Source organism: Daejeonella sp. AP26 (assembly GCF_056680515.1).
In genome coordinates this window covers 1,986,009-2,007,529 of sequence record NZ_CM155286.1, presented here as the reverse complement: position 1 = coordinate 2,007,529, position 21,521 = coordinate 1,986,009, and the positions used below count along the sequence as shown (strand labels likewise).

Sequence of the window (21,521 nt, the reverse complement as noted above, 5' to 3'; positions counted from 1 at the left end):
TTTAGATTTTGAAAATAAGCCGGATAACCAAATTAATTTAGATGAGATTCTCCCCCGTACTGTTTTTTCTAATTTTTTATTTTTCCAATCTAAATGCACAAAATCAGATAGGCACTCCTCAAATCATTAACTATAATAATTTGTCATATAAAGCAGGTACCCAAAATTGGGATGCGGGGCAGGACAGGTTTGGAATTATGTATTTTGGAAATAACGAGGGCTTATTAACCTTTAATGGAACTTTTTGGAACCTCTATCCTTTACCAAATAAAACAGTAGTCAGATCTTTAGCAATTCATCCCAATGGACGGATTTATGTGGGTGGCCAGGATGAAGTGGGTTATTTTTTTCCTGATCTAAACGGCAAACTGGCTTATCACTCTTTGAGAGATCTGATTCCAGTTAAGGATCGGCAATTTGCTGATATCTGGGATATTAACATTCTGAACGGCCAGATATTTTTCAGATCAATTAGTAAGATCCTTCATTTCCAGGACGGAATCTTGAAAGTTGTCATGCCCGCTAAGCAATGGGAATTTTTGGGTGTGGCAAATAATACCGTCTACGCGCAGGAGAGAACAAGAGGACTAATGATTTTCAAAAATGGTAACTGGACACCTGTCTGCCAGGATCCTCTCCTCAAATCGATTACGATCACCTCTATATTGGGATACAGCGAGGATTCCTTGTTGATCACCACTTTGAAAGACGGCCTTTTTCTTCTCAGGGGGTCCAGACTTTCAAGAAAAGTGACTCCACAGGATCAACTTCTTTATAACGATCGGATCTATTCTGCTATCCCCGTAAATAAGAACTGGTATGCTCTCGGAACCACGTCCGGCGGGGTGATCATCATCAATAAAGACGGCAAGCTTATTCAAAAATATTCCTACTCCGAAGGGTTGCAGAAAAACAATATTCGAGGTCTCTTTGTCGATCAAAATAAAAACCTTTGGCTGGGTCTTGATGACGGAATTGATTTTATGGCCATTAACAGTGCCATCAAACAAATTCATCCCGACGACAAAAAGCAGGTCACTAGTTACGCAATCAGGATGTTTGAGGATAGACTTTACATTGGTACATCCAATGGCTTATTCCGTTCGTCTTTAATAGTTCCCTCCGAGCGCGATATTAGCTTGTCTCCGGGCCACTTTAATGAAATACCAAACACCAAAGGCCAGGTATGGGGACTAGATGAAATTAACAAACACTTACTTCTCGCACATGAAGATGGAACTTTTGTTGTCAGAGATAATTTAGTTGACCGAATCTATTCTTATCCGGGCACCTGGCTCTTCAATTCTGTTTCGACTGTCTTTCCTTCAAAAAATATAATTGCTGGTACTTATACCGGACTTCACCATCTAACCTATAAGGATGGGAGGTTCTATGATCAAGGTTCTATTAAAGGGATTAATGACCCGCTGCGCTTTACGGTGTATGAAGAAAGCTCAAATGCGGTATGGGCGTCCCATCCGTATCACGGGGTTTATAAGATAGAACTTTCATTCAGCCAAAATCAGATTCGTAAAACAACCCTCTTCACAAAAAAGAATGGTTTGCCATCCACTCTTTATAATTACGTTTTCAAAATAAAGAACAGAATAGTTATTGCCACTGAAAAAGGCATTTACGAGTATAACAGTAAGAAAGGCACTTTCATTCCCTCTCCACAATTCCATAAAACGCTGGGGAATCTTTCTATACAATACCTCAAAGAGGATCCTGCCGGAAATATTTGGTTTATCACTAATAAAGAAGTTGGAATCGTGGACTTTAAACAGCTTAAGGCAAATAAACCTTACACAATTGTGTACTTCCCCGAGTTAGCGTCTAAAGTTGTTGGCGGATTCGAAACGATTTATCCCGTAGATCAGAATAATATCTTTATTGGTGCCAATAAAGGAGTGTTCCATATCAATTATGAAAAGTATATTGAGAATATTAATAAGCTGAATCCGCTGATTAGTAAGGTCAAAGCATTTGGAAAAAGCGATACCGTTATTTTTGGTGGCTATTTTCTCAATAAAAAATTGCCTGCAGCAACCCAGGACCCTGAGTCTGTTTTGTCAATTCGGAATAGTGATTTCAATTCCATTCATTTCGAATATGCTTCTACTCTGTACGAGCAGCAGGATAACATAGAGTTCAGCTACCAATTGGCGGGTTTCGACAAAGGGTGGTCGGCATGGTCTGAAAAAAGCGAGAAGGATTATACAAATCTTTCGGCTGGTACCTATACATTTAGAGTGAAGGCCCGTAACAATCTCGGGAATTCGTCCGCTCCGGTCGCATACACTTTTAAGGTTCTGCCGCCATGGTATCAAAGCAACCTCGCCTATCTGCTATACTGTATCGTGTTTATATCACTGTTCATTTTACTGGTTAAATGGCAGAATAAGAGACATATAAAAGAGCAGGCAAAGTTAAGGTATCTCCATCAACTCGAAATTGATAGGAATGAGAGCGAAATTGTAAAGCTCAAAAATGAAAAGCTTGAGCATGATGTAAATTTTAAAAACAAGGAGTTAGCAAGTACCACGATGCATCTTGTACAACGTGGCAAGGTGCTGAGCAAAATAAAAGAGGTAGTATCAAACTTGCAAAAAATGCCTAATGCTGAAAATAGCTCCTCTGATTTTAAACAGATCTTTCGTTTATTGAATGAGGTTGAAAAGAGAGATGCTGACTGGGATCAGTTTTCAATCCATTTTGATCACCTGCATTCTAATTTCTTATCAGATATTAAAGAACGGCATCCAAATCTTACGCCGAATGAATTGAAGTTATGTGCATATCTAAAGATGAACCTCTCTTCTAAAGAGATTGCCCAGCTGATGAGCATCACCATCAGGGCCGTTGAGGTAAGCCGGTACAGGTTAAGAAAAAAGCTTAACATACCTTCCGACGCCAACCTCTTCGATTTTATTATACAGTCGATTAGTAAGGATTCAGCCTAAGTTGCAAAATGGCTCATATTTAAAATGTTGATAATTTGTCAAAACATTTTTTCAAAAGTATTTAATGGTATTGTCTTTTTATGTTTTTTCTGACCGCTATTGTTTTATTAACTGTATTTATTTCGTAGATTCCTCTTCCAAAGCAAATCCGTTTCCAGCAGTTTCAAGCCGTTCCCTGATCGCCGACATCCCTTTGTTTTGATACTAAGGATATTTGTTCAGCGTTAAAATTGTCTATTGTAGTTGGCAGCTCAGCCTAAATTTTGAACTTTTAAATATTACCAGCATGATTGAAGCTTTTGATATCAGTGTACAATTAGAAACCGGTATTGCAGAGATATTTGTGATTCCATTCGAAATACCTGAAGGCGATAACACAGCCGGCTATTTACTCGTATTAAATACCCTGACAGTGGGATCTATCCAGATGGACGCTGACTGCACATGGGTAACAGAAGATGACCTCCCCTGGAACGATGCTGAACTGCAGGTTATTGGAGATGAGATTGGATATCATCTTCTCCTTTCGATATCCCTATAGGGCTAGATCGATCTCTTAACCAGCGTGTAACTTAAAAATTTCTGTCCTTTTCATTATTACGATAGCTTAGAAACTAAGCACTGCGGCCAAAGGTTGACCTATTATTACATATTGAACCCGCACTTTATCAAAGCTGCACCATATCATTCCATTATTTTCTTGAACCAGCCTCCGTTTCACCGAAATAATTTACTTTCATAAATGATTTTTATTGTGATGGGAGTATCAGGTTGTGGTAAAACAACCATTGGTTCCAGACTGGCTGAAAAGCTGGGCTTACCTTTCTATGATGCTGATCATTTTCATCCTTTGTCAAATATTGAAAAGATGAAGAACGGCATCCCTCTAAACGACCAGGACCGGATGCCATGGCTTGAAGAGTTAGCAAGTAATCTCCGGCAATGGGAAGAGCGGGGAGGCGCAGTACTGGCGTGCTCGGCTTTAAAAGAGCACTATCGTCAGGTTCTTCAAAATGACCTTCAGGTTAACTGGATTTATCTGGATGGTACACGCGATATAATATTAGCCCGATTAGAATCACGAACAGAACATTATATGTCGCCGGCAATGCTGAACTCCCAGCTGGAAGTTCTTGAAAAACCCGCTTACGGCTTGCATGTCGATATATCTGGCAGTCCTGAATTAATCGTTCAGGAAATCTTAACTAAACTTAATAGCATGAGTCCACCATCAGAGTTCGGGGTATTGGGTTTAGGAGTTATGGGCAAAAGCCTAGCATTAAATCTTGCGGAAAAAGGCATCAGGGTTGCAGTTTATAATCGGCAAGTTCCTGGCAAGGAAGAGGATATAGCAGAGAAAATGATCGCCGAAAATCCTTCTTTTTCCACCTTAAAAGGTTTCGATAAACTGGAGGAATTCATTCAAGCATTGAAGAAGCCCCGTAAAATCCTCTTGATGATCTACGCAGGTGCAGTTGATCAACAGCTCCATCAGCTGCTAGATATGCTCGAACCGGGAGATGTGGTTATTGATGGGGGGAATTCCCACTATAAAGATACGATCCACCGAACAGCTCTATCAAGCGCCAAAGAAATCCTGTTTGTAGGAACGGGCATTTCAGGAGGGGAAGAAGGTGCAAGACGTGGGCCGTCTATCATGGCCGGAGGATCAGAGCGGGGCTACATACTCATTGCCAAGTTCCTGGAGGCAATTGCCGCGAAGGATAAATCAGGTAATCCTTGTGCTGCTTACATCGGGCCGGGGGGCGCGGGCCATTTTGTCAAGATGGTGCACAACGGCATCGAGTACGCTGAAATGCAGCTACTGGCCGAAGTATACGGCTTGCTTAAAAATTTGTTAAGATTTACACCGGATGAGATAGTCAACGTTCTGAAGCACTGGCAGAACAAAGACCTTAGCAGCTATCTGCTCCAAATTACTATCGAGATTCTGCAGAAGAAGGAAGGGGATCATCTGCTTCTCGACTTGATCGTTGACCAGGCTGAACAGAAAGGAACTGGAGGACTGTCAATAAATGCGTCCCTGGAGTATGGTGTGCCTTATAGTCCGCTGGCTGAAGCAGTAATGGCACGTTCGCTGTCAGCGATGAAAGCCAGCCGCGTGAAGGCTGCTGCTCTGTATCCAACGCAAACATTTACTGAGGACATCAACCGGATAGACTTTGTTAAAAGTTTAGAGAATGCGTACCGAGCATGTCGAATCATTAACCACAATATTGGCTTTAACCTGATTATTGAAGCAGCGAAACATCATCATTGGGAACTTGATTTAAGTGAGATCGCACGCATCTGGACAAACGGCTGTATTATCAGGTCTGCCCTGATGGAAGATCTGTCGGAAATCTTAAAGAGAGATGAGACTATTCTTACTTCACCGCAAATCGTGCAACAAATAAGGAATTCGCAAACGGACCTTGCTTTTACAGTAGCTCAAGGTATTCAGCAAGGTATAGCTTTAGCCGTTATGTCAGCTGCGCTGAACTATTTTCTTGCCTACACAACTGCAGATTCCACGGCAAACCTTATTCAGGCACAGCGTGATTACTTCGGAGCCCATACTTACACCCGAAAAGACAAACCGGCGGGTCAATATTTTCATACTAACTGGAAACCTCGATACGATGATTGATTACTCGTTGATGTTTGCCGTTATAGCCGGCATTGCCTTATTGTTAGTTTTAATATTATATTTCAAAATCCAGGCATTTCTATCCCTGCTGATTGCAAGTATTTGCGTAGGCCTGATGGCCGGCATGCCCGCATTGGATATTGTCGACAGTATTCAGAAAGGCATGGCTAATACCCTCGGATATATTGCCATTGTAGTAGGACTCGGTGCAATGTTTGGTGCTATCCTTGAGACCTCGGGCGGTGTGCAGTCGCTGGCAGCTTATATACTTGATAAAACCGGCGAAAAACGGGCCTCCTGGGCATTAGCTGTAACAGGATTTCTGGTCAGCATACCGGTCTTTTTTGATGTTGGTTTTGTCATACTGGTGCCGATAGTGTACGCGTTGCAGAAAAAAACCGGAAAGTCTCTCCTGTATTACGGACTACCGCTTCTCGCCGGCCTAGCGGTTACCCATGCTTTTGTTCCGCCTACCCCGGGGCCTGTCGCGGTGGCGAGTATTTTGGGTGCCGACCTTGGATTAGTGATTGCTGCTGGATTTATTGCCGGTATCCCGGCTGCGATTGTAGGCGGCCCCCTTTTTGCCGGTTACATATCAAAAAGGATCTATGTAGAAACACCATCTTTTTTCGAAACAAAAGTCAGTCCCTCAAAGCTTCCTTCTCCGGGTATCATTCTGGCTCTTGTAGCATTACCATTGCTTCTGATTTTGATGAATACCTACCTCGATAGTCCTTTGGGAGACAATATTCCTTTGTCTGAAGGAGCGAAAGATATCTTCAAAATGCTTGGCCATCCATTTATCGCACTAATATTGGCGAATCTGTTTGCCTGGTATCTGTTGGGTATTAGAAAAGGATTCAGCAAAAAAGAACTGCTCGATATTAGTACCGCTTCCTTAGGTACTGCCGGTATGATCATCCTGGTAACCGGGGCGGGAGGAGTATTTAAAGAAATATTAACTGAAACAGGTACAGGTAAAATGTTAGCCGAAGTGATGACACGGTACGGTTTTTCGGCTTTATTTTTTGCTTTCCTTACATCGGCAGCTATCCGGATCATGCAGGGATCTGCTACCGTAGCCATGATAACCGCGGCCGGAATGACAGCCTCGTTTATGGAAGGTTTCGATTATAGCGACTATCACCGGGCTTTGCTCGTCATAGCGGTCGCGTCCGGAGCAAGCATCCTTTCGCATGTTAATGATAGTGGCTTCTGGCTGGTTAGCAAATACTTCGGGCTTACTGAACGCCAGACTCTTCGCTCCTGGACTGTCGTGACCACGTTGATAGCAGTCACAGGTTTTCTGATGGTATTGCTGATGAGTGCCCTTATCTAATCTCCTTCGTCTTACCGATTTGACTTTTTTCATTAAAGATAGTTGCTCTTAAATACATATTATCGTAATATTGCAATATTATGGGAATCACCAAAAGTAATCTATTTACAACGCAGCAAAACGAGCTTTCTGTCATGCTCAAAGCCCTTGCTCACCCCGCACGGATTGCCATTCTTCAGCATTTGTCGAAAACAAAAACGTGCATCTGCGGCGATCTCGTTGAACAACTTGGCCTGGCGCAGGCTACCATATCTCAGCACTTAAAAGAACTAAAAACCGCTGGTTTCATCAAAGGATCTATAGAAGGAGCCAGTATATGCTACTGTATAAATAGCAGGGTATGGGAAGACTGCAAGCTAATGCTCGACCAGCTATTTACCCAAATTAAAACAGCCGAATCCTGCTGCTAAACATTCAATTATTTCACCGGGAGATTGCTTAGAACAATTACTTATTTTTTTTATGTCTGCAAATAACTGCGCACCCGCCGCAAATCGCCAAACGCTAAGCTTTTTGGATAGCTATTTAACCTTATGGATCTTTCTGGCAATGGGTGTGGGGGTAGGTATCGGTTACTTCCTCCCGTCTTCAGCGGGATTCATTAATTCCTTTTCTTCTGGCACTACCAATCTGCCATTGGCCATTGGATTGATCCTGATGATGTATCCGCCTTTGGCGAAAGTTCAATATGAAAAGCTGGGGGAGGTGTTTCGCAATACAAAGATACTTGGAGCTTCATTGCTTCTTAACTGGGTAATAGGGCCCATACTGATGTTCGCGCTGGCAATCACCTTCCTGCAGGATCATCCTCATTATATGATCGGGCTTATCCTTATAGGTCTGGCACGTTGTATCGCTATGGTAATCGTTTGGAATGAATTGGCAGAGGGTAACCGCGAATACGCAGCCGGGCTGGTGGCCTTAAACAGCGTTTTCCAGGTACTGCTTTATAGTGTTTATGCTTATGTATTCATCACCGTTCTGTTGCCTTTATTCGGCTTGCAAGGCATCGAGGTCAACGTCAGCATGAGCCAAATAGCCGAAAGTGTGGCCATTTACCTGGGATTACCTTTTGTTGCCGGAATTCTTAGCCGTGTAATATTGATCCGTTTAAAGGGAAATGTGTGGTATAAAACCAAATTTATTCCGTTCATTTCACCAATTACACTGATTGCCCTTCTTTTCACTATCCTGGTAATGTTTTCACTAAAGGGAGAAATGATCGTACAGATCCCAATGGATGTAGTCAGAATTGCAATTCCTTTGGCCATTTATTTTGTGTTGATGTTCTTATCAAGCTTTTTTTTCGGGAAATATCTTGGGGCGGACTATTCGAAAAACGCGTCGATCGCTTTCACAGCTGCCGGAAACAACTTTGAACTGGCAATCGCGGTTGCCATCGGTGTATTCGGCATCAATTCGGGTGAAGCCTTCGCCGGTGTTATCGGGCCACTGGTTGAAGTGCCTGCGCTGATCATCCTGGTTAAGGTATCTTTCTGGCTGCGTGATAAATACTACGGGAAGGTTCAACCCGAACCGATAGAATTAAGAACGATTGAATCGGAAATCTAATTCATCATGATCTTATATCTATTGTCTTACATCTCAAATCTTTACTAATGAAAATTGCACTTTTCTCTGACATTCATGCAAATCTTCCCGCGCTTGAAGCCTTTTTTAATGATGTAGATAACCGGCATCCAGATGTTATTTATTGTCTGGGTGACCTGGTAGGATATAATATCTGGCCAAACGAGGTGATTAGAGAGATTCGAAAAAGAAGAATCCCAACGATCGCAGGTAACTATGATTATGGTGTCGGCAGAAGCAGTGATGATTGTGGCTGTGCATACAAATCAGAGAACGAGAAGGCAATGGGCCAGGTTTCGATCTCATTTACTAATGAAATAATAGGTCAGGAGGAAAGAGCGTTTTTGAAGACACTGCCGGCGCATATTCGGGTAGAGTTTCAGCTTAACTCTGATAAATTAAACCTATTGCTGGTTCATGGAAGTCCGCGAAAAGTCAATGAATATCTTTTTGAAGACCGGGACGAAAAAAGTATGCTCAGAATAATGGAACAGGCAGACGCGGATATTATGTGCTTCGGTCATACCCATAAACCTTATCACAGGATCCTGAAATCCGGTCCAGAAGAAACACCACGGTATCGCCACGCAATCAACACCGGTTCTGTTGGAAAGCCAAAAGATGGCGATGTAAGAGGCTGTTACGTTGTACTAACCATTGACGAACGCACCACAATGTATAACAAGGAAAGTATCACGGTTGAATTCATTCGTTTCGAGTACGACATAGAAAAGGCAGCTAAAGCCGTTGAAAACAGCCCGCTGCCTGATGAATATGCCGCGATGCTACGAATAGGGTAATTGATCTGTAAGTTTGTCTCGCCCTTTAAATAATCTTTTACCTGAGATCGGAAGGACCTAACAGCATCCGCCTCCGGGTGTACAACAACTTTCTTGCGTTGGTTTCTCTGCAAAGACACTAATACTGAAAATTCCAAGATCAGAAGATTTAAATTCCTCAATTTCTTCAGCACTCAGGTAATTGGCCAGTATATCATCCGGAATAATGATTGCTTTCTCTTTTTGCAAACTAATATTCGCGAACCCGCTCTGACTGATTAGCTCCAGGTAATCTTCCTTCTGAATGGCTCCGGCAACACATCCGGCGTACATTTCAGCAGCGTTTCTTAGCTTTTCAGGTAGATTGCCCGCCAATACAATATCCGAGATACTGAAGTGGCCACCTGGTTTCAACACCCGGAATATTTCGCTGAAAACTTTAGCCTTATCCGGAACTAGGTTTAGGACACAATTGCTCACAATTACATCAGCCGTATTGGCTGTAACCGGCATTTGATCAATGTCTCCAAACCTGAACTCAACGTTGTTAAAACCAAGCTTTTCTGCGTTTTCACGTGCTTTGCTGATCATGGCTTCCGTAAAGTCTATTCCAATCACCTTACCGGATTCACCTGTCTCGGCTCTTGCTACGAAACAATCATTACCTGCACCAGAACCCAGATCAATAACTACATCCCCCTTTTTGATCTTCGCAAATGCGGTAGGCAAACCGCAACCCAAACCCAGATCAGCATCCGGCTGGTAACCGTCAAGCTGGCTGTAATCATCATTCATAATGTTGTACACTTCGGTGGTGCACCCTCCGGCGCCACAGCACGATGTCTCATTCGTAGCTTTATCCTGCAAAGCAATCTGACTGTATTTTTCTCTTACCAGATTTTTTACTTCTTCATCCGTTTTCATGATCTTTCTTTTTAATCGATTCCCACAATTTTACTTCTTCGTTCCAGCATCAAAGAATCTCGCCAAATGCCGTTCATTTTACCCACACTTTCTCTTGTTCCTATAATTCGAAACCCTGTCTGCTGGTGCAGACTTATGCTGGCGATATTCTCCGGAAAGATTCCTGCCTGTAAAGTCCAGTAATTTTGAATCTCGCTTTCTGTAACCAGCGCCCGAAGTAGTAATTTCCCAATTCCTTTTCCACGTGCATTCTCAGAAATATAAACACTCACTTCTGCCACGCCGGCATAAACACATCTTCCGGATACCGGGCTTAAAGCTGCCCATCCCAAAACCGTGCTCTCATCGATTGCTACCAGTCGGCAGTTTTTGGTGTGCGCGCTATCCCACTCATCCCAGGTTGGTGCGCTGGTTTGAAAAGTTGAATTTCCGGTCGCAATGCCTTCCTCATATATTTTAGCCACTGCTTCCCAATGGCTGGGATCTAAATTTATAATCTTAATCATATTGCTAACAGCATCCGCCTCCGGGAGTGCAGACTTCCGCCGCTGCCAGAGTAGTTAATTTAATTTTTGGCTTCGCACTTTCGGCAGGCGTACAGCATTCTTCACCGTTGGCAGTAGTTCCGCAACTCCCGCCTCTTTCAATCGCTTTGCACTGCACTGTATCCGGTCGAAGATCAACAACAAGATCTTCACCCTGCACGGTAATCTTTCCGGGAAACATCTGCCGTGTATCAAATTCAGAATTCCCGAATTCAATCTTTACAGTCGCCAGCGGATTCAGAGTTAGTGATCTTTCGACCAGCTCAATAATGGAAAGTGCTTTTTTAGCTTTCATAGCTCTTTCCTGCTGCTTTTTACCAGGTTCCCACAATTGGACAATGACCTCCGTCCACGAATTCAGCTTGCCTCCGCAATCTACCGCGGTAATAGGAGCCTGCTTAATTTCGGTGATATGATACGATTGATTAACGCGGCTGCTTTCCGCATACTGAAATTGAAGTTCCAGGTCCGGATGCTGAACCAGCGTTTCTTTGAATGTTTGCCAGTTTAATGCTTGATGATTATTCATAACGCTTTAAATTAGTTACAACATTGGGTTTGTGATTGAAGGTCTTTGAATAGAAAATCCAGTTCTCTAGAGAATTCATTCATGGTTTCCCAATTAATACAGTAGCAAGACTTCAAACCATCAACCGTTCCCTTAATTAAATGAGCATTTAACAATTCTTTCAAATGCTGCGATACGGTAGACTGAGCTAAGGGAAGCACTTCCACTATCTCGCCACAGATGCATGTGTTCTTTTGTGCCAGGATACGCAGAATAGCAATCCTCGCGGGATGACCAAGAGTTCTGGCCAGATCAGCAATCTTTTGATCTGCTTCCGAAAATTCGGCTTTTTTATTTAGTGCCATTAACTTATTAAATCAGTTTAGTTCGTTTAATTTTATGCCCTGCTATTGCATATCGTAAATATACGATGAACAATTTATTTTGCAAGAAAAAAGTAGATTTTTTTTATTTCTTCAAACTCGGCTTGCCAGAAGTTTTGGTTCAAATGCTTTGGTCATTTAGCTTAAATTCAACATGGTCACGGTCGTGACTAGCTCGTATCTTGTTCGACCATCCTAAGACCGAAAGCTTCCTGATCTAAGGATGGTCAAACAAGACCAGAAGGATGTACAAGGAGTTCAAGGTGGAGAATTTGAGCTGGGACATTTATTTAAGAATTACCATTCTCCTGCGGGTGATATCATTACCTTGTAAATGAGTTTGAGATCAGATCATATAAATTTTAGACTGATCCTGATGAAACCTATAATAGAATTAAGATCTGTAGATATGAAGAAGCTATCCCTTTTTGTTGCGGCTCTTGCGCTGCACTTTTGTTCTGTTGCACAGCAATCTCAAAAATTTGACGGATTGAATGTGGGCCTTGGTAACCTTTCGAGGTTGTCGGATGCTAAAACCCGATCTATCAGTCCGGAAAATTTTACTGGCGAAAAAGGTAAGGGTGGGATGGCTGACCCTGCGAAGAATAAGGGTCAGCGAAATGTAGCTAATGCTGCAAATGAAGCAAGGGATTTAGGGGTAGGGTGGAAGGTCAATCCTTTTATCATCATTAATCCCGGAGAGACCGTTACCATTGCCGAAATCGAAGGACCCGGAGCTATACAGCATATGTGGATGACGCCCACCGGGAATTGGCAGTTTACGGTCTTGAGATTCTATTGGGATGATGAGAAAGAGCCCTCTGTGGAAACTCCTGTTGGTGCATTTTTCGGAATGGGCTGGAACGAATATGCGCACCTCAATTCGCTGCCGATAACCGTTAACCCGGGAAGTGCCTTTAATAGTTTCTGGAAGATGCCTTTTAGAAAGAAATGTAAAGTAACTATGGAAAACCTCAATCCCAACGGAGAAATGCGTCTTTACTACCAAATAGACTACACGCTGACAGATGTAGGTGAAGACGAAGGCTATTTCCATGCTCAATACAGGAGATCAAAACAGACCAATTCTTCGCTGCATACTATAATTGACGGTATTAAAGGTAAAGGACAGTATATAGGAACTTATATGGGTATGGGAGTGAACAATAATGGATGGTGGGGAGAAGGGGAAATTAAGTTTTTTATGGATGGGGATAAGGATTTTGCGACCATCGTGGGAACCGGTACAGAAGATTATTTTTTGGGATCTTACAATTTTGAAAACAAGAAGACAAGGCAATACCAGGAGTACACTACACCTTATGCGGGGCTTCACCAGGTCATCCGGCCGGACGGTGTTTACAACTCGCAGCAGCGTTTTGGTATGTACCGGTGGCATATTCAGGACCCCATCCGTTTCGATAAGGATTTGAAGGCGACAATACAAGATCTAGGCTGGCGCGATGGAGGCAGATACTTGCCCCAGCAATCTGACATTATTACTGTAGGGTATTGGTACCAGCGCGAACCGCATGCCAGATTTCCTAAACTCCCGTCAAAAGATGATCTGGAAGTAAACTAAGGCTAGCATTTAATTTTATTATCTGGTAATACTAGAGGGTGTGCAATCGCCAGTTCAGTGTCTATTGTATTAACGATTCTAACTGACAACACCTCGCAAGAAATTCGAGGCTGATCGTAGTCATCGGCCTTCTCTGATCTTATTCATCACCGCGTTGACGATTCTATCACAGCGGCTTAAATGAAAGTCGAAAAGATGATTAGGTTGATAATACGCGGTTAATTGGCTACGAAGCATTTCTTTTGCCCGGCTTAATCGGATCTTGATGTTTGATTCGCCAAGGTTTAAAACTTCCATTGTTTCACTCGTACTCATTTCCTGAATCTCACGCATGACAAATACCAGCCTGTATTTTTCAGGAAGCTTTGAAATCGCTTTCTCGAGTATTGTCTTCAATTCTTTAGTCATAAGACTTTTTAAAGGGGTTTCAACGTTTGTATGTTCAGGCTCAGCATCCTGATCCAGCCTTTGCCGCCTGGCTATTTTCTTTTTATGAAGCAGACTTTCATTTATCACGATCCGGGTTAGCCAGGTGCCGAAACTTGATTTATTCTTGAAATTAGGAAGTTGCAGATAGGCATTTAGATATGCCGTTTGCATAATATCTTCAGCTTCCATGTCTTCATTCACTATCGACATACTGATCCGGAACATGCGGAGATTATATTTGCGCATCAGGATCTCATACAAGTGCGTTTCACCCTTGATAACCAGTTCGACAATTTCCTCATCGCTTAGTGTCTTTTCTTTTATTTCGATCATTTCACAAGATTATACACCTATAACAGTTGAGATGTACTCAACAGCGTCAATAAAGACTTTTCGCCCGTCTTTTGCCTTATATAAAGTTAAGCAAATCATCGCCTAAAGGAAATTGCCCAAGCTCAGTCACGCACTTCTTCTGCCGCAGGCAGATGCTACTCAACGATAATTTTACCTTTCATTACCACATGAATGCTGCAAAAATAATCGGCGCTGTTTGCAGCCTCCATTTTCCATGTCTTGCCAATTGTGATAGGAGCGGAAGTCCATGCTTTAGTTTTTTCTTCTGTCACATCATGGGTCACGATATCGAGGTTGGTCCATACTATACTATCGCCTCTAGTTACGATTATCTGAGCAGGTTCGAATTTCATGTTCTTAATCTGCACATGATGAATACGTGGTACGCGTTTTTCAGTTTCTGACGAACAGCCGGCAGTTTCAATAATAGCCAGGAACAGAATCAGTATTGTTTTGCGTGACATCAGGATTAAATTATTACTTCGACGCATGGTGTTTCTGAACCATCTCCGCATGTGCAAGGTGGGCTTTAAGCGCCGGAACAATATGCTGCAGTAATTCTTTCAATTCAGCATTCTCTGATTCGGGAATCAAAAGCCCCTCAACTGCACCGATTACTGCTTTATGATAAGCTACTTCGTTCTCTATATAAGCCTTATTAAAAGCTTGTCCAGATAGAGAGTTGAGTTTAGTCTTGGTTTTTTCCGCATCTGCAAGCAATTTTTTGCTCACTGCATTGTCCTGAGGCGTTACTTTTAGTTTAGTGACCAAAGCAACTGCCTGATCGATTACCGCTTTGTGATCATTTGCCATGGTTTTGGCAAACTGAAGTACCGATTCGTTCTTCGATTTCCTTGTCGCAATAGCGGCATAATCAATATCGATTTGGTTTGCGGTAACGGCTACAGAAGCTACCTCAGCATCAGAGAGTTTTGGGTTTCCCTGTGCAAAGGCCTGCCCTCCAATAATTAGCGAAAAGGTAACTGCACCTGCTGCCAGACTGGTAAATTTTTTAAGTAAGTCCATCTTTGTCTTTTTTAAATTCAACTTTTATTGATTTTTAATTATTAGAGAGAATTGAAGGATCAAGGGTTACATTTTTTTTAATCCTTATTTATAAACCGGCAGCCTGCAAGTCCTGCTTGCCAGTGCAATGTCGTTGTTCTACTATCATATAATAATATGATACCGGTCATAGAAATTGCTGCGCGTGTTGATCATCTTTGTTGAAGAAGTTTTTGATTATCACAAGGCGCATGTAGCTTGAAACCATCAATTTTTGGCTATCTGCCCTTTGTTTTACTTAATACGAGATATGAAACGAGATAAGAATTTAATAAGCCTTTCAAGGGATCATCACCACGGATTGCTTCTGGGATGGAAGATTAAGCAGGGATTGAAATATCAGGTAGAGCCAGATTTAATCGTTGAGTATATCCATTATTTTTCTGAAGCTGCACTATTTCCACACTTCAAAGCGGAAGAGGATCAAGTACTCATTTACCTCGACGATAATGATCCCTCCAAGGAACGTATTTTACATGAGCATAAAACGATTAGGGAGTTAATTGCAGATGTTGTCCGTGGTCTTGATCAGTCGCCTGCAGCTCTTTCAAACTTGGCTGGTTTGTTAGAAAATCATATTCGTTATGAAGAAAGAGAATTCTTTCCTTATCTGGAACAAACCTTAAATGCTCAGCAGCTGGAGGAAATCGGTGCGACGCTTGATCAAATTCATAAACCATTCAACGAGGAATTTCACACTGAATTCTGGACTCAGAAAATAAAATAGTTTGGAGAGCTTTAATTCTGCGGATTATTTGAACTTATAATAATTGATAGGGACTATATAAGTGATCAGGATTACCAAATTATATGACCGGGATCACAAGCCAGCCCCAAATAGAAGATAAATTTGTCTTTTATTAATGTAGTAGCAGAAATGGAAACCATCGAAATTTTAAATGTAAGCATTATAGAACCGCGATTTAAACACTCAACTATTTTTGAAAAGTTTGATTCTAAGTTCCCTGGTGATGCATTGATCATACATAATGATCATGATCCAAAGCCCTTATACTATCAATTACTTGCAGAACGCGGCCAAACCTTCACCTGGGAATATTTAGAAAACGGTCCGGAAATTTGGAGGGTTAAAATCGCTAAAAGGGAAATAGAATCGCAGGAAGAGACCATCGGGGAGATGGTTGCCAGGGACTACAGAAAGGCCCAGGTTTTCAAAAAGCTGGGAATCGATTTTTGCTGCGGAGGCAAAAAGACGCTTTCTGAAGTGAGTAAAAACAAAAACATTAGTCTGAATTACATTAAAGGAGAACTTGAAGCACTAAGTGCTGCCGATGATGATAAAACGATACTGGATTTTGATAAATGCGAACCTGAATTTCTGACTGACTATATTGTTAATACCCATCATCATTACTGCAGGGAAAGTTTACCTTTTATTTCTTCGTTGGCCGAGAAAGTTGCACGTGTTCACGGTAGTTCACATCCGGAACTGCTAACTGTGGCCGAAATATTTCAGCGCATTGCACAGGATCTGAATTTACATATGAGCAAGGAAGAACGAATTCTTTTCCCGTTCATCAACGAACTTGTAAATACCCGGCAAACCGGCAGTGAGATGGTCAGGCATTTGGTCGGTGAAATCATCAACCCGATAAGAGTGATGGAAATGGATCATGAACAACTGGGCGAAGATCTTTACCTGATCAGAAAACTGACCTCTGATTTCACCTTACCGGCCGGGGCTTGCAATTCATATACTATCCTTTTTAAAAAGCTTGAGGAATTTGAAAACGATATGCAAACGCACGTTCATTTGGAAAATAATATTTTATTCCCGAAAGCGCTACAACTTGAGAAGGAATTAGAGAAGGCTTAAGGACAGATTTTGAAATTGCAAAAATAGAGGGAAAATGTTTTTGTCTAAATCCTGCGAGTACGCCATAAGGGCTTCAATTTATGTAACTCATACAAGTAATGCAGGCAGAAAAGCTGGGATTGTTGAGATTGCCGAAGCAATTGGATCTCCAATGCCTTTTACAGGAAAGATATTGCAAATTCTGTCACGTAAAAATATCCTTTCTTCTGCAAAGGGACCGAATGGAGGGTTTTACATGGAGGACAGCCATGACCTTGCGCTCATTGACATCATTCGCGCAGTTGACGGTAACGAGATATTCACAGCCTGCGCCATGGGATTAAAGAATTGTTCGGATTTTGAGCCATGTCCAATTCATTATCAGATTCGTCCGATCAGAGAACAGTTATTATTTGAATTTAGTAGAAAAACAATTAATGAAATGGTTAATGATTATGAAAATAACAGATACTTCCTAAAATAGGTCATCTATCATAAATGATATGATCTTTTATTATGTGATATCTATCATTTATGCTTAAAAGATGCGTCACAACATTAACGACATGGAAAGGCTAATTTTATATTATGAAAGAATAGGCGGGTGGCTAACAATTAGACTAAAATTCAAAAATTACAAAGTGTCAGAAGAGAGCAAAATTATCCCTAGCGAGCCACAAATGACAATGCGATTAGAAATATTTAAATTATTATTCTGATGGAGTAGCTCAAATAGTCGGTAACTTAGCTTCTGTAATCTTACAACCACAAACTTTTAAATTATGAAAAAATTAATGATCCTTGCTTCTTTGCTATTCTTTATTGCTGCCTGTGCGGGTTCCGGTGACAATACTGATTCGGACACAAGTACTGCCGCCGCTGAAGCCACTACAGGAGATGATGTTTCAACATATGATCCCGACCGTGGTGAAGGGAAGTTTAAAGATATTGAACTGGGTGCCATAGAACCGGCTAAAGTAAAGACCGGATCCGCACTTTTCCAGGTAAAGTGTGCCCCATGTCATAAACTTACCGACGAAAGGCTGGTGGGACCGGGTTGGGCCGGCGTTACCGAACGTCACAAACCTGAGTGGATAATGAATTTTATCACCAATCCGGACGCTATGATCGATGTAGATCCTAAACTACAGGCTCAATTGGAACTATGTCTTGTGCGGATGCCTAATCAAAGCCTTTCAGATGATGACGCCCGGAATCTGTTAGAATTTATGCGGGACAATGACGGTGCGAAATAACTTTCCTATGTACTAAACCTCTAAAATATACGAATACCCTTAAAGGCAACAATTATTGCGGCTTAACGCTACAGGTATGCCTTGTTCAATAAGATTACTTGTTCAATAAGATTATAAGATATCACCCAATAAACCTTAAGCCCAATTTAAATACACAAACGATGAAAATTAACAGAAACAGTGTTCTTGGCGTGGCGGCCGTTGCACTATTAGTCAGCATGAATGCATGCAAGCCAAAAGATGCCGGTTCAGCGATCAGCGGAGATGCGGCTGCAAAAAGCTATGTTGCCCCGGGGAACTATGATGAATATTACAGCTTTGTTTCCGGAGGCTTTAGCGGCCAGTTGGCGGTCTACGGATTACCAAGCGGACGTTTACTGCGTGTAATTCCGGTTTTCTCGGTAGATCCGGAAAAAGGATGGGGATACAGCGAAGAAACAAAACCAATGCTTAATACTTCACATGGCGAGGTGCCATGGGATGATTTGCACCACGTGTCTATGTCGCAAACAAAGAGCGCAATGAACGGACGTTGGGCCTTTGTTAACGCTAACAATACCCCGCGGGTGGCCCGGATAGACCTAACGACCTTCCGCACTGCAGAAATTTTAGAGCTGCCAAATAGCGGCGGTAACCACTCCTCTCCGTTTACTACCGAAAACTCTGAATATATTGTTGCAGGTACAAGGTTTAGTATTCCTCTGGATGATCAGAACGGTGATGTGCCGATTAATACCTACAAACAAAATTTCAAAGGAACTATAAGTTTTGTCAGTGTGGATAAAGATAACGGCCACATGGATATTGCTTTTCAATTGAAAACACCAGGTATAAGCTTCGATTTAAGCCGTGCTGGAAAAGGCAAATCGGCCGGATGGTTTTTCTTTAGTACCTATAATACCGAGCAGGCAAATACTTTATTGGAAGTAAACGCATCCAAAAATGATAAGGATTTTGTGATGGCGGTAAATTGGAAAGAAGCTGAAAAGTTGATTAAGGCAGGCAAAGGACGCAAGCAAGCTGTTAAATATGCAAGCAACCGTTTCGACGAGAAAACGCACACTGCAACTTCTACCATGAAAAATGAAGTAACTGTGCTGGATATCAAAGATCATCCAGGATTGGTTTACATGATTCCTTGTCCAAAATCTCCGCATGGTGTCAATGTTGATCCTACAGGAGAATACATCGTATCAAGTGGTAAATTAGCGGCCACACTTCCGGTTTTTAGTTTTGATAAAATGCAGAAAGCCATTGCAGCCAAAAATTTTGAAGGAGAGTACGATGGTATTCCCGTATTAAAATACGATGCTGTTTTACATGGTGAAGTTCAAAAGCCAGGTTTAGGCCCATTGCATACAGAGTTTGATGATAAAGGCAATGCCTACTCAACCATGTTCGTATCCAGTGAGGTAGTGAAATGGAATGTGAAGAGTTTAAAGGTATTAGACAGAAAGCCTACTTATTACTCTCCGGGCCATTTAATGATCCCAGGTGGTGACACCGGAAAACCAACCGGCAAATATATGGTGGTTTATAACAAGATCACCAAAGATCGTTACCTGCCAACAGGACCTGAATTGTCTCAAAGTGCGCAGATATTTGACATCAGTGGGGATAAGATGGAGTTGATACTTGATCATCCAACTATTGGCGAGCCACACTATGCTCAAGGTATAGCGGCAAGTGCGATCCGTGATAAATCGGTTAAGTTCTTCAAAATCGAAGAAAATATGCACCCGTATGTATCTAAAGGCGAAGGCGAAACGAAAGTATTCCGCGAAGGCAACAAAGTACATGTAAACCTGTCGCTGATCCGTTCTCACCTTACTCCTGATAATATTGAAGGAATTAAAGTGGGCGATGAAGTTTATTTCCACGCTACCAACCTTGAACAGGATTGGGATGTACCGCATGGATTTGCCATTAAAGGAGCCTTAACCGGCGAGTTACTAGTGATGCCAGGTGAGACAACCACTTTAAAATGGATACCGAAAAAAGCCGGTATGTACCCGATATATTGTACAGATTTCTGTAGCGCATTGCACCAGGAGATGTCGGGCTATGTGCGGGTATCGCCTGCAGGCAGCAACGTGGCAATAAGTTACAGTACTGGTACCAATCAGCCAAAACCCGAAGCTACCGCTAAGGTGTCTGCTTCTAAGAAGTAAACCATAAACAGGGAGAGGTACGGATCTTGCGGTTATACCGTACGATTCTTACCTCTCTTTTTGTTATCAAAAGGATCAACGAGGCACAGTTGAAATTTTGATAGTCAGCTATAATATTCAATTCCCCCTTTTATGAAAAACCAAAAAATCACAACACTAAGCCGAATAATACTAATTATATGCGGACTTGGCCTGTTGGCAGTTTTATTCGCACCTATATGGCGGATAGATTTAATGGCTCCACAATACCCGGAGGGTTTACGTCTGTTGATGTATGCTACTGGTTTAGAGGGCAATGTGGATATTATCAATGGCTTAAACCACTATATCGGTATGAAAACCCTGCACTCAGACGATTTTGTAGAGTTTAAGGTGCTACCGTATATCATCGTGTTTTTTTCAATCCTTTTTATAGGCGCGGCTATTCTTGCAAAAAGAAAGTGGATGAATATCGTGTTTGGTCTCTTTGTGGCTTTTGGAGTTCTGGCAATGGTTGACTTTTATAGATGGGAATACAGTTATGGACATGACCTAAGTCCGGATGCCGCTATTAAAGTACCCGGAATGGCTTATCAGCCACCCTTGATTGGCTATAAACAATTGCTGAACTTTGGTGCATGGTCTGTACCCGATATTGGCGGATGGATCTTTATTGCTGTGGGAGCCTTATTGCTGGGCGGCGTTATATATGAATGGAGGAGAGTTAAGAAAATGAACGTTCAGGCAAGCACATTGTCTTTATGGATTATTGGATTACTTACCCTGTCGCTCAGTAGCTGCAGTACCGATCCTGAACCGATCCGTATTGGCAAAGACAATTGTGATTTTTGTAAAATGACCATTAGTGATCAACGGTACGGTGCTGAAATAGTCACGAAGAAAGGAAAAGTATATAAGTTTGATGATGCACACTGTGTTAAGGCGTTCATAAGTTCAAAAAAAGTGGGGCCGGAGGAAACTGCCGGTATCTATTTTACAGACTTCGTTCAGCCGCACGGGCTAATAAATGTTGAGAAGGCCTATTTTTTACAGAGCCCTGAATTAAACAGCCCGATGAACGGGAATCTAGCCGCTTTTACCAACGAAGACAGCCTTGCGAAAGTATTGCTTCAGTTTCCTGGCTTTAAAATGAACTGGGAGGATGCGCAGAAGTGAGGTATTTAATAT

Annotated in this window: 21 protein-coding genes; 14 read left to right on the top strand and 7 right to left on the bottom strand. The window is 42.0% G+C overall.

All coding sequences use genetic code 11. The features are described 5' to 3' along the window. The first annotated feature begins 140 nt into the window (after positions 1-140). From AC1MCB_RS08650 to AC1MCB_RS08620, 7 genes are all read left to right on the top strand, one after another. Positions 141-2,963, top strand: a complete 2,823-nt coding sequence (locus AC1MCB_RS08650; RefSeq protein WP_479968348.1) for a triple tyrosine motif-containing protein — start codon at positions 141-143, stop codon at positions 2,961-2,963. 286 nt (positions 2,964-3,249) lie between these two features. Further along, on the top strand, positions 3,250-3,504 hold the full coding sequence (locus tag AC1MCB_RS08645) for a hypothetical protein (RefSeq protein WP_479968347.1): 255 nt from the start codon (positions 3,250-3,252) through the stop codon (positions 3,502-3,504). Positions 3,505-3,705: 201 nt separating this feature from the next. Further along, positions 3,706-5,613, top strand: a complete 1,908-nt coding sequence (gene gnd / locus AC1MCB_RS08640) for a decarboxylating NADP(+)-dependent phosphogluconate dehydrogenase (RefSeq protein ID WP_479968346.1) — start codon at positions 3,706-3,708, stop codon at positions 5,611-5,613. Then, positions 5,606-6,952 carry a GntP family permease gene (locus tag AC1MCB_RS08635; RefSeq protein ID WP_479968345.1) on the top strand — a complete coding sequence of 449 codons (1,347 nt, stop codon included), beginning with the start codon at positions 5,606-5,608 and terminating at the stop codon, positions 6,950-6,952. Before gnd ends, AC1MCB_RS08635 begins: the two co-directional genes overlap by 8 nt. An 80-nt stretch (positions 6,953-7,032) precedes the next feature. Then, entirely contained in the window at positions 7,033-7,362 is a 330-nt protein-coding gene (locus AC1MCB_RS08630; RefSeq protein ID WP_479968344.1) for an ArsR/SmtB family transcription factor, read from the top strand. Between the two features lie 52 nt (positions 7,363-7,414). Further along, positions 7,415-8,524 (top strand): ACR3 family arsenite efflux transporter, encoded by a 1,110-nt coding sequence (gene arsB, locus AC1MCB_RS08625; RefSeq protein WP_479968343.1) that lies wholly within the window; start codon positions 7,415-7,417, stop codon positions 8,522-8,524. A 47-nt stretch (positions 8,525-8,571) separates the two neighbouring features. Further along, positions 8,572-9,342, top strand: coding sequence for a metallophosphoesterase family protein (locus AC1MCB_RS08620; RefSeq protein WP_479968342.1), 771 nt, complete (start codon positions 8,572-8,574; stop codon positions 9,340-9,342). A 57-nt stretch (positions 9,343-9,399) separates the two neighbouring features. Here AC1MCB_RS08620 and AC1MCB_RS08615 read toward each other — a convergent pair whose 3' ends face one another. From AC1MCB_RS08615 to AC1MCB_RS08600, 4 genes are read right to left on the bottom strand one after another with little or no spacing between them, the layout of a single operon-like run. Then, positions 9,400-10,245: an arsenite methyltransferase gene (locus AC1MCB_RS08615; protein ID WP_479968341.1), complete on the bottom strand. Its 846-nt coding sequence runs from the start codon at positions 10,243-10,245 to the stop codon at positions 9,400-9,402. A gap of 11 nt (positions 10,246-10,256) precedes the next feature. Then, on the bottom strand, positions 10,257-10,751 hold the full coding sequence (locus tag AC1MCB_RS08610) for an N-acetyltransferase family protein (protein WP_479968340.1): 495 nt from the start codon (positions 10,749-10,751) through the stop codon (positions 10,257-10,259). Positions 10,752-10,755: 4 nt separating this feature from the next. After that, the gene (locus AC1MCB_RS08605) at positions 10,756-11,319 is read right to left on the bottom strand and encodes a DUF6428 family protein (RefSeq protein ID WP_479968339.1); all 564 of its coding nucleotides are present in this window, start codon (positions 11,317-11,319) and stop codon (positions 10,756-10,758) included. A gap of 11 nt (positions 11,320-11,330) precedes the next feature. Further along, entirely contained in the window at positions 11,331-11,663 is a 333-nt protein-coding gene (locus AC1MCB_RS08600; protein WP_479968338.1) for an ArsR/SmtB family transcription factor, read from the bottom strand. 394 nt (positions 11,664-12,057) lie between these two features. Between AC1MCB_RS08600 and AC1MCB_RS08595 the strand changes: the two genes are divergently transcribed. After that, on the top strand, positions 12,058-13,263 hold the full coding sequence (locus AC1MCB_RS08595; protein WP_479968337.1) for a glycoside hydrolase family 172 protein: 1,206 nt from the start codon (positions 12,058-12,060) through the stop codon (positions 13,261-13,263). Between the two features lie 120 nt (positions 13,264-13,383). Here AC1MCB_RS08595 and AC1MCB_RS08590 read toward each other — a convergent pair whose 3' ends face one another. From AC1MCB_RS08590 to AC1MCB_RS08580, 3 genes are all read right to left on the bottom strand, one after another. After that, positions 13,384-14,025: an RNA polymerase sigma factor gene (locus AC1MCB_RS08590; protein WP_479968336.1), complete on the bottom strand. Its 642-nt coding sequence runs from the start codon at positions 14,023-14,025 to the stop codon at positions 13,384-13,386. A gap of 155 nt (positions 14,026-14,180) precedes the next feature. Then, complete coding sequence (locus AC1MCB_RS08585) at positions 14,181-14,510, bottom strand: plastocyanin/azurin family copper-binding protein (protein ID WP_479968335.1); 330 nt, start codon at positions 14,508-14,510, stop codon at positions 14,181-14,183. Positions 14,511-14,523: 13 nt separating this feature from the next. Beyond that, complete coding sequence (locus tag AC1MCB_RS08580) at positions 14,524-15,072, bottom strand: DUF4142 domain-containing protein (protein ID WP_479968334.1); 549 nt, start codon at positions 15,070-15,072, stop codon at positions 14,524-14,526. Between the two features lie 289 nt (positions 15,073-15,361). Here AC1MCB_RS08580 and AC1MCB_RS08575 point away from each other — a divergent pair, with 289 nt between their 5' ends. From AC1MCB_RS08575 to AC1MCB_RS08550, 6 genes are all read left to right on the top strand, one after another. Continuing rightward, on the top strand, positions 15,362-15,838 hold the full coding sequence (locus tag AC1MCB_RS08575; protein WP_479968333.1) for a hemerythrin domain-containing protein: 477 nt from the start codon (positions 15,362-15,364) through the stop codon (positions 15,836-15,838). A 150-nt stretch (positions 15,839-15,988) separates the two neighbouring features. Beyond that, positions 15,989-16,948 carry an iron-sulfur cluster repair di-iron protein gene (ric, locus tag AC1MCB_RS08570; RefSeq protein WP_479968332.1) on the top strand — a complete coding sequence of 320 codons (960 nt, stop codon included), beginning with the start codon at positions 15,989-15,991 and terminating at the stop codon, positions 16,946-16,948. A 34-nt stretch (positions 16,949-16,982) separates the two neighbouring features. Beyond that, positions 16,983-17,411, top strand: coding sequence for an RrF2 family transcriptional regulator (locus tag AC1MCB_RS08565; protein WP_479968331.1), 429 nt, complete (start codon positions 16,983-16,985; stop codon positions 17,409-17,411). Positions 17,412-17,709: 298 nt separating this feature from the next. Then, on the top strand, positions 17,710-18,183 hold the full coding sequence (locus tag AC1MCB_RS08560; RefSeq protein ID WP_479968330.1) for a c-type cytochrome: 474 nt from the start codon (positions 17,710-17,712) through the stop codon (positions 18,181-18,183). A 161-nt stretch (positions 18,184-18,344) separates the two neighbouring features. Continuing rightward, positions 18,345-20,354, top strand: a complete 2,010-nt coding sequence (nosZ, locus tag AC1MCB_RS08555) for a Sec-dependent nitrous-oxide reductase (RefSeq protein ID WP_479968329.1) — start codon at positions 18,345-18,347, stop codon at positions 20,352-20,354. Positions 20,355-20,486: 132 nt separating this feature from the next. Beyond that, entirely contained in the window at positions 20,487-21,509 is a 1,023-nt protein-coding gene (locus AC1MCB_RS08550; RefSeq protein WP_479968328.1) for a nitrous oxide reductase accessory protein NosL, read from the top strand. Positions 21,510-21,521 lie beyond the last annotated feature (12 nt).